Raw genomic sequence first — 8,183 nt, 5'->3', positions numbered from 1 at the left:
GAAGCCGCGCCGCCGCCCGCCGCGGCAGCGCCGCCGATCGGCCGGCAGACGATGGAAATCGCCGCGCCGAAGAACGTCTCGCACATCGATTGCAACATCGCGCAGCCCGAGTACCCGATGCTGTCGAAACGGCGCGGCGAATCCGGCACGGCGTACGTGCGCTTCGTGGTCGGTCTGACGGGCAAGCTCGAGAGCGTCGAGTTGAAGAAAAGCAGCGGCTTCAGCCGCCTCGACGACGCCGCGGTCTCCGCCGTGCGCGCGAGCGCCTGCAAGCCCTATCTCGAGAACGGCCAGCCGGTGCGGGCCGTGTACACCCAGCCTTTCAACTTCAATCTGACCGATTGAAGCAGCTTTCAAAAACAGGGAATTGCAATGCAAAACTACGGATTGGCGCACGTGTGGGCGCAAGGGGATTTCGTGACGCGCGGCATCGCGCTTGCGCTCCTGATCATGTCGGTGATGTCGTGGAGCGTGATCGTGGTCAAGAGCTGGAACGTGATGCGCCTGAAGCGTCTCACGAAGAACGCCGAGCAGGCGTTCTGGCATTCGGACGATCTCGCCGACGGCGTGGAAAAGCTCGGCGCCGGTTCCTCGACGCCGCAGGACAATCCGTTCCTCGCGCTCGCGCTGGCGGGCCAGGAAGCGGCCGACCATCATCATCAAACGCAGCCGCATCTGCATGACCGCATGGACGTGTCGGACTGGATCACACGCTGCCTGAAGGACACGATGGACGAAAGCGTCGCGCGCATGCAGAGCGGCCTCGCGATTCTCGCGTCGATCGGCAGCACGGCGCCGTTCGTCGGTCTGTTCGGCACGGTGTGGGGCATCTATCACGCGCTGCTCGCGATCGGCGCGAGCGGCCAGTCGTCGATCGACCAGGTCGCCGGCCCGGTCGGCGAGGCGCTCATCATGACCGCGTTCGGCCTGTTCGTCGCGATTCCGGCCGTGCTCGGCTACAACGCGCTCACGCGCGCCAACAAGGCGATCGTCGCGAAGCTCTCCCGCTTCGCGCACGGCCTGCATGCGTTCTTCGTGACGGGCGCGCGCCTGTCGTCGTCCAAGCGTAGCCGCGACGGCCTGCGTCTCGCGACCCGCGCCAACTGATCGACGAGGCATTCCGATGGCAATGAGCCCTTTCGCCGGAGACGATGACGACGGCCTGATGAACGAGATCAACATGACGCCGCTCGTCGACGTGATGCTGGTTCTGCTGATCGTCTTCATGGTGACGATTCCGGTGATCCGTCATGCGGTCAAGATCGATCTGCCGCACGCGAGCAGCCAGAAGGAAGACACGAAGCCCGCGCAGGTGACGGTGTCGATCGACGCGGACGGCAACGTGCTGTGGGACAGCACCAAGGTCGACGACGCGGCGCTTGCCGCGAAGATCGCGGCGGCCGCGCAGGCGAACCCGCAGCCGGAACTGCATCTCGATGCGGACCGCAAGGTGCCGTACGAGAAAGTCGCGCAGGTGATGTCGGCGGCGCAGGCAGGCGGTCTCACGAAGATCGGCTTCGTCACGCAGCCCAAAGCGAAGTAACGCCGCATCGGTGTGAAAACGCAAAAAAGCCCCTTGTACAGGGGCTAAAAAAACAAGAGCCAAAAAGTAAAAGGCCTTCATCGTCAGATGAAGGCCTTTTTTTGTGCGCACTCGGCGCCTTCGGGCGGCGGGATCATTTGCCATCGGCCGAAGACTGATAGCTCCTATCACCGCATGCGACAGCCGTGCTCGACACGGACAGCGCGGTCAGCCCTATCAGGCCCGCTATGATAGCGGCCATGAGTTTTCGCATAAGAGACTCCTTAGCGAAGGGATTTCACTATAGGCCCGAGGGCGCGCGCATTCAAGCAAACGGCCATTGAAAGTAACCATGACAGGCCGCGCTTAAATGCTAAAAACGATTTGCGCGACGCGATACGGCTGACGCGCGGGCGATGCGGGCGCTATGAGACAACTGCCGAGGCAGCCGTGGACGCCGCCTGCGCCACCTTTTCGTCGCGCACCGGGCACTCACCCATGATGTGCGTGCCAGAATCCTGATCGAGCATCTCGACCAGATAATCGACGAACGCCCGCACGGCCGGCACCATCCCCTGGCGCGAGACGAACACCGCGTACAGCTGCGGCGTCGGAAAACTCCAGCCCGGCATCACCGGCGACAACTGCCCTGCCCGCAATGCGGCGCCGTACATCATCTCCGGCAGCGCCGAGATGCCGACGCCCGCGAGCACCGCCTCGCGGATCGTCATCAGATCGGCGGTCACGAGGCGCGGCTCATGTTCGTGCACATGGCGCGTGCCGTCGGGCGAGATCAGGTTGTAGACGTGGCGGCCGTCGCTCGTCGGCACGTCGAGCGTTTCGAAGCGGCTCAGGTCGGCCGGCGTCAGCGGCGGTGCATTCTGCTGCAAAAGGCTCGGTGCACCGACCAGCATCTGCTGCGTGCGCCACAGCGGCCGCACGACGATGTTGGCGTTTTGGGGCGGATCGGAGCGCACGCGCAGCGCGACGTCGATCGCGTCCTCGAACAGGTCGACCACGCGATTCGTCACGCGCATGATGACGCGCACCTCGGGATAGCGGTGCATGAACTCCGGCAGGATGACCGACAGGATGGTCTGCGAAATCGTGACCGGCACGCTCACGCGCACGGTGCCGCGCGGCGACGAGCGCAGTTGCTGCACCACGTTGACCGCCGCCTGCGCCTCGCTCAGCATCGCCTGACAGTGCTGATAGAAGAGCTGGCCGGCCTCGGTCAGCGCGAGCTTGCGCGTGGAGCGCTGCAGCAGGCGCACGCCGAGCGACGCCTCCAGCTCCGTGAGCCGCCGCGACAGACGCGATTTGGAAATGCCTAGCACGCGCTCGGCAGCGGAAAATCCGCCATGTTCGACGACCTGCGAAAAGTACATGAGGTCGTTCAGGTTGTGAGAATCGATCTTCATCTCATCGTTCCGTTAGCAGAACAATCCATTGCTTGAAGGTGGCTGGTACCGTGAAAAACGGTCCCTATAATAGCCTCATGTTTCAAAAATAACGCTATTCCCCATTTTTCAAGGTGATATTGATGAGCACGACACGCACGATCGAACGCACGTTCCCGTCGGTTCGCACCGTTGAAGGCGGCGGATTTATCGTCCACCGGCCGTTTCCGACGCGTCTTTTAATGGATTTCGATCCGTTCCTGCTGCTCGACGAAATGGGGCCGGTCGACTACGCGCCTGGCGAGGCCAAGGGCGCGCCCGATCACCCGCATCGCGGCTTCGAGACGGTCACGTACGTGCTCGAAGGCCAGTTCGGCCACAAGGACTCGGCGGGCCACTCCGGCACGCTGCACGCCGGCGACGTGCAATGGATGACCGCCGGCGCGGGCGTCGTGCATAGCGAAATGCCGGACCCGGCGTTCGTGCGCACAGGCGGGCGCGTGCATGGCCTGCAATTGTGGGTGAATCTGCCGCGCCGCGACAAAATGATCGCGCCGCGCTACCAGGAAGTCCCGTCGGCGAGCATCCCCGTCGCGACCTCCGCGGACGGCAAGGTGCGCGTGAAGGTGATCGCGGGCGAAGCGCTCGGCGTGAAAGCCGCCATCGAAACGCGCACGCCGATCCTCTATCAGCATTTTTCGCTGCAGCCGGGCGCGACGATCCGCCAGCCCGTGCCGGCCGACTATCGCGTGTTCGCTTACGGGCTGTCCGGCAAGGGCATCTACGGCGAAGGCGAGGCGCGTCGCGAAATCGCCGCGCAAACCATGGTCGTGTTCGAGGACGACGGCGACGCGGTCACGCTCTCGGCCGGCGAGGAGCCGCTCGAAGTGCTGCTGCTCGGCGGCGTACCGCTCAAGGAGCCGGTGGTGCGCTACGGCCCGTTCGTCATGAACAGCGAGGGCGAGATCCGCCAGGCGGTGCTCGATTACCAGGCCGGCCGGATGGGCGCGATTACGCACTGAAACCCGCCGCTGCCTTGGCCGACCACGCCGCGAACGCCTGTAAATTCGGTCACAATAACGCTTTGAGTCGCGCCGCCCGCGGGTTCGTTGCAACGAACCGCGACGCGCGGCGCTTTTTTCGTCCCCGCAGAGGAGCACGCATGGCAGAGTCCACCGTCACCGCCCACATCGGCTCGACGAACTTCCAGGTCAGTTTCGACGACGGCAGGCACACGTGGCTCGCCGACGAACCCGCATCGCTCGGCGGTGGCGATCGCGGCCCGACACCCGTCTCGCTGCTGCTGTCGAGCCTCGGCGCCTGCACGTCGATCACGCTGAAGATGTACGCGCAACGTAAGGAATGGCCGCTGGCCGGCGTGCGCGTGAAGCTCTCGCTGGAAACCGGCGACGCCGGCTCCACGATCGACCGTCAGATCGTGCTCGAAGGCGACTTGTCCGACGAGCAGCGGGAACGGCTTCTGCAGATTGCCAATGCGTGTCCGGTCCACAAGATCCTCACGCATACGATCTCGATCCGCTCCGCCCTCGCCGTCGCGTGACGGACGTCCGGCGGACGAGCCCGCGCAAGCGGGCCGCGGAGATCGACAGAGGTCGGTGGATATCGCAACGTTTGCAATGTTTTCATAGGACGCAGCCGTCTTGAATTTCGAACACCTTATCCAGATCAACGATCCGTTGAATCCCTTCGTCGACTCGATGACCCGCGAACAGTTGTGGGAAGGACTCGTGCTGCGCGCCGAGCAGCCGCAACTGTTCGTGATGGGCCTCGACAGCTGTACGATCCTGTCGCGCGAAGGCAATGTCCTCGAACGCGAACTGCACTACGGCCAGGCCACCGTGCGCGACCGTGTCACGCTCGAAGAAAGCCGCAGCGTGCGCTACGACATCCTGCCGACCGCGGACCACGTCGGCGGCTCGCTCACGATGACGATCGAGCAGCCCGACGAATTGCAGCTCTTCCTGCGTTTCGAGTATGCGACCACGCTGCCCGTCTCGACCGATCAGGACGCCGTGCAAACGCAGGAGATCGTCAAGTCGGCGTATCGCGAGAACGATATCGACACGGTACGGCTGATCCGCCAATACGTAGTAGCGAAGCAGAAACCGGGACCGTTGCATTGAATGACGCGCGGGCGCCCTGCCCGTGCCACGCCACGCCACGCAGGGCCGTGACCACGACGGCCCTCGATCCTCGCAGGGCGCGTCGCCCCCCTACCTATCGGAAGTCAAATCCGATAAATTACTCTATCTTGTAAATAGGAATAGTTATCATTTAGAATCAAATCCATCGAATCGACGAACAGCTCAAACGAATGACCGATCTGAACCGCTCCTCTACGCTCGGCCTGCGCCGCCCGGCGGCCGCGCTGACCAGCCGCCCGAAAACGTCGTCGACGGCCAACGCATCGGCCAAGCCGGCCCCGGATCGCAAGAACGCTCCGGGCGAGACACAGGAGCGGGTCGTGCGCAGCGACGCGTTGCTACAGGGTCATAGTCACGTCAGCATCGTCCATAACGGCGAGACCTACCAGTTGCGTGCCACGCGGCTGGGCAAGCTGATTCTGACGAAGTAAGGAACGAGAGGTCAGTACAGGGTATTGTGGGGACCACCTCCCAGAGAGGTGTTAGGCATTAGCCAGCCACGACGGCTTGCACGCGAGAACTAGACCCCTTCGTGCAGACACCAAGCCAGCCGTCGCAGCAAGCCAGGCCGCTTTTTTGGTTCTCACTGGATAGCGGATGCGCCAAACATCGCGTGTCGCTGAATCGGAAAAATGGAAAAGCCGTGGGATGGTGACATCCCACGGCTTTCTGTTTGGTGCTGCGGTTTTCCGCCTAGGGTTTTCTTTGCCGGTTTTTCCTTTGGCCGATACGGTTCGCTGCGCTGCGCGTCGGCCGGCGGCTGCGCGGAGCGAGCACCGACGCCGGGCAGTCCGCGAAGCCGCCGGCGCGCGCCGCTCGCCTACTTCCCGCCTACTACTTCGACGCCCAGCCCCAGAACATCAGCCACCACGCGCTATTCACCACGGCCAGCGCCGCGACGAACCACAGCAGCGCCAGCGCGCGCGGCACGAAGCGCTCGCTATAGCGGCGCGTGACGAGCCACGCGAGCCACGCGCTCCACAGGCTCGAAATCACCAGAATCGCGATGCGCAGATCCGACGCCCACCACAGCGGCACGTGTTCGGCGCGCAGCAACGACAGCGTCGTCGCCGAAAGGCCGAGGAACACGCCCGCGCCGGCAATCGGAATCAGCCCCTGCGTCAGATGATGCAGCCGCGTTGCGTCAAAGCGCCCGAGCATGCGCGTCGCGCCCATCAGCAACAGCAGCAGCGCGGTGCCGTAGACGAGCGCCGTCGCGAGAATGTAGCCGATCAGCAGCGAGCCGTCGAGCCATGAGAACACGTCGTTCTGCTCGGGATAATGCGTGAACAGGAACCACGGCGCGTTGGTGTCGAGCGGCCACGTGATGTCGTGATCGACGAGCCATGTCGCGGCGAACATCTTCAGATCGATGAACCAGCGCGAGGCAGTCCAGTGGAACGCGCCGATCGCGATGCCGAGCAGGCCGTAGAGGATCAGCGCGGTGTCCCACGGGTTCGCCTTCTTGTCGCCCAGTTGCACCACTTCCGACGACGGCTTGCGCCACGTCAGCGCAATCGCGTCGCGGTGTCCGCTGCAACGGCCGCACATATGGCAGTCCGCCGCACCCTTCATGTTGCGCAACGGCACGAGCGGCGCGCAGTTGATCGGAATCACGCGATGCCCGTGCTCGCCGTTCGTGTACGAGCGGCGCCAGGCGTCTTCGTCGACCTTGTAGTGAAACGGCGCAAGGCGCGCCAGAAGCGCAAAAACCCCGTTGACGGGGCACAGATACTTGCACCAGACACGCTTCTCGCGTCCGTACAGCAGGCCGATCACGATCGCCGCGAAGGTCGAGCCGCCGAGCACCAGCAGCACCGCTTTCGGGTACTGGTAGACGCTCACCATCTGCCCGTAGATCGTCGTGATGCCGAACGCGACGAAGGGCCAGCCGCCCCAGCGCATCCAGCGCGGAATCGCGCGGCCGCGGCCGAACCTGCTCGCGAATTCGGCGAGCGCGCCTTCGGGGCACAGCACGCCGCACCAGACGCGCCCGAGCATCACCATCGACAGCAGCACGAACGGCCACCAGATGCCCCAGAACACGAACTGCGCGGCGAGCGTCAGGTTGTTCCACAGATGCGCGGTGTCGTCGGGCAGCGGCATCAGCGCGGGCACGATAATCAGGAACGCGTACACCGCGACCACGATCCACTGGATGCCGCGGATCGCCGCGCCGTGACGCTGCATCCACTGGCCGGCCGCCGCGAGACGGCCCGGCCGCGGCGCCATCACGGTACTCATGCCGCGCGCCCGGCTGCCTGCTGCGCCGGCTTGCGGGTTGCGCGGCGCACGAGCCACCAGACGACGCCCCAATAGACCGCGTAGGCGATCAGGTTCATCAGCGCCGGATGCGCGCGATAGCCGGTCAGCGTCGCGACGAGCGAGCCGAAGGTGCTCGAATCGTCAAGGATCGCCGACGAATTCCACAACTGGTCGACGAGCGTCGGCAGGATTTCCTTGTCGATCAGCTTGTCGACGCCGGTCTGGAACAGGCCCGCGCCGAGGAACAGCAGCATGATTTCGGTGACGCGGAAAAAGAGCCGCCACGAGAAGATCTTGCCGCCGAGCTGCAATACGTAGAAGGTCAGGAACGCGAGCGCGAGACCAATCGCCACGGCCAGCATCTGGCTGCCGTCGACGTGGCCCGACTGGCCGAAGCCGAGGCCGTACAGGAAGATCACCGTTTCGCTGCCTTCGCGCGCGATCGCCAGCGCGACCAGCACCGCGACGCCCCACCAGTTCGAATCGCGCTGGCTCTTTTGCAGCGACTGTTCCATGTCGCGTTTCAGCGTGCGGCCATGCTGCTTCATCCACAGCACCATCTGCACGATCAGCACGCAGGCGATCAGCACCATCGCGGTCTGGAAGTAGTCCTGCGCGTCGCCGGACAGCACCTCGGTGAAACCGACCAGCGCCGCACCAAGCGCGACCGCCGCGATAATCCCGGCCGCCACACCGCCCCACAGGTACGGCAGGCCGCGGCGCGCGTCGTCGTCGCCGTTTTTCAACCACGCGTACAGGATGCCGACGACCAGCAGCGCCTCGACACTTTCCCGCCACACGATGAACAGAATCTGACCCATTCAAGCTCTC

10 protein-coding genes are annotated in these 8,183 nt (G+C 64.3%); 7 read left to right on the top strand and 3 right to left on the bottom strand.

All coding sequences use genetic code 11. From position 1 onward, the window contains the following. From G3N58_RS28220 to G3N58_RS28210, 3 genes are all read left to right on the top strand, one after another. The coding region (locus tag G3N58_RS28220) for an energy transducer TonB (RefSeq protein WP_206000830.1) at positions 1-345 on the top strand (345 nt) is incomplete at its 5' end. A 27-nt stretch (positions 346-372) separates the two neighbouring features. Further along, a complete protein-coding gene (locus tag G3N58_RS28215; RefSeq protein ID WP_167050386.1) occupies positions 373-1,107 on the top strand; it encodes a MotA/TolQ/ExbB proton channel family protein in 735 nt (244 codons plus the stop codon). 16 nt (positions 1,108-1,123) lie between these two features. Continuing rightward, positions 1,124-1,543 carry a biopolymer transporter ExbD gene (locus tag G3N58_RS28210; protein ID WP_167050384.1) on the top strand — a complete coding sequence of 140 codons (420 nt, stop codon included), beginning with the start codon at positions 1,124-1,126 and terminating at the stop codon, positions 1,541-1,543. 404 nt (positions 1,544-1,947) lie between these two features. On the opposite strand, the gene G3N58_RS28205 is transcribed toward G3N58_RS28210, so the two are convergent. Then, positions 1,948-2,943: a LysR family transcriptional regulator gene (locus tag G3N58_RS28205; protein WP_205990408.1), complete on the bottom strand. Its 996-nt coding sequence runs from the start codon at positions 2,941-2,943 to the stop codon at positions 1,948-1,950. Positions 2,944-3,065: 122 nt separating this feature from the next. On the opposite strand from G3N58_RS28205, the gene G3N58_RS28200 reads away from it, so the two are divergent. The 4 genes from G3N58_RS28200 (at position 3,066) to G3N58_RS28185 (ending at position 5,518) form a co-directional block, all read left to right on the top strand. Continuing rightward, positions 3,066-3,944: a pirin family protein gene (locus tag G3N58_RS28200; protein WP_167050381.1), complete on the top strand. Its 879-nt coding sequence runs from the start codon at positions 3,066-3,068 to the stop codon at positions 3,942-3,944. 140 nt (positions 3,945-4,084) lie between these two features. Further along, positions 4,085-4,483, top strand: a complete 399-nt coding sequence (locus G3N58_RS28195) for an OsmC family protein (RefSeq protein ID WP_167285575.1) — start codon at positions 4,085-4,087, stop codon at positions 4,481-4,483. A gap of 100 nt (positions 4,484-4,583) precedes the next feature. Continuing rightward, the gene (locus G3N58_RS28190; RefSeq protein ID WP_167050377.1) at positions 4,584-5,066 is read left to right on the top strand and encodes an SRPBCC family protein; all 483 of its coding nucleotides are present in this window, start codon (positions 4,584-4,586) and stop codon (positions 5,064-5,066) included. 191 nt (positions 5,067-5,257) lie between these two features. Then, positions 5,258-5,518 carry a hemin uptake protein HemP gene (locus tag G3N58_RS28185; protein WP_167050375.1) on the top strand — a complete coding sequence of 87 codons (261 nt, stop codon included), beginning with the start codon at positions 5,258-5,260 and terminating at the stop codon, positions 5,516-5,518. A 403-nt stretch (positions 5,519-5,921) separates the two neighbouring features. Here the strand turns inward: G3N58_RS28185 and G3N58_RS28180 are convergent, their stop codons facing one another. Both G3N58_RS28180 and G3N58_RS28175 read right to left on the bottom strand, forming a co-directional pair. Continuing rightward, positions 5,922-7,331 carry a 4Fe-4S binding protein gene (locus G3N58_RS28180; protein WP_205990406.1) on the bottom strand — a complete coding sequence of 470 codons (1,410 nt, stop codon included), beginning with the start codon at positions 7,329-7,331 and terminating at the stop codon, positions 5,922-5,924. After that, the gene (locus G3N58_RS28175; RefSeq protein ID WP_167050371.1) at positions 7,328-8,173 is read right to left on the bottom strand and encodes an FTR1 family protein; all 846 of its coding nucleotides are present in this window, start codon (positions 8,171-8,173) and stop codon (positions 7,328-7,330) included. Before G3N58_RS28175 ends, G3N58_RS28180 begins: the two co-directional genes overlap by 4 nt. Between the last annotated feature and the right edge of the window lie 10 nt (positions 8,174-8,183).

The sequence above is a fragment of the Paraburkholderia sp. Ac-20342 genome (genome assembly GCF_017104985.1).
In the GTDB taxonomy this organism is placed as follows: domain Bacteria; phylum Pseudomonadota; class Gammaproteobacteria; order Burkholderiales; family Burkholderiaceae; genus Paraburkholderia.
Note: the sequence above shows the minus strand (reverse complement) of the source record. Positions and strands in the feature narration are given on the sequence as shown.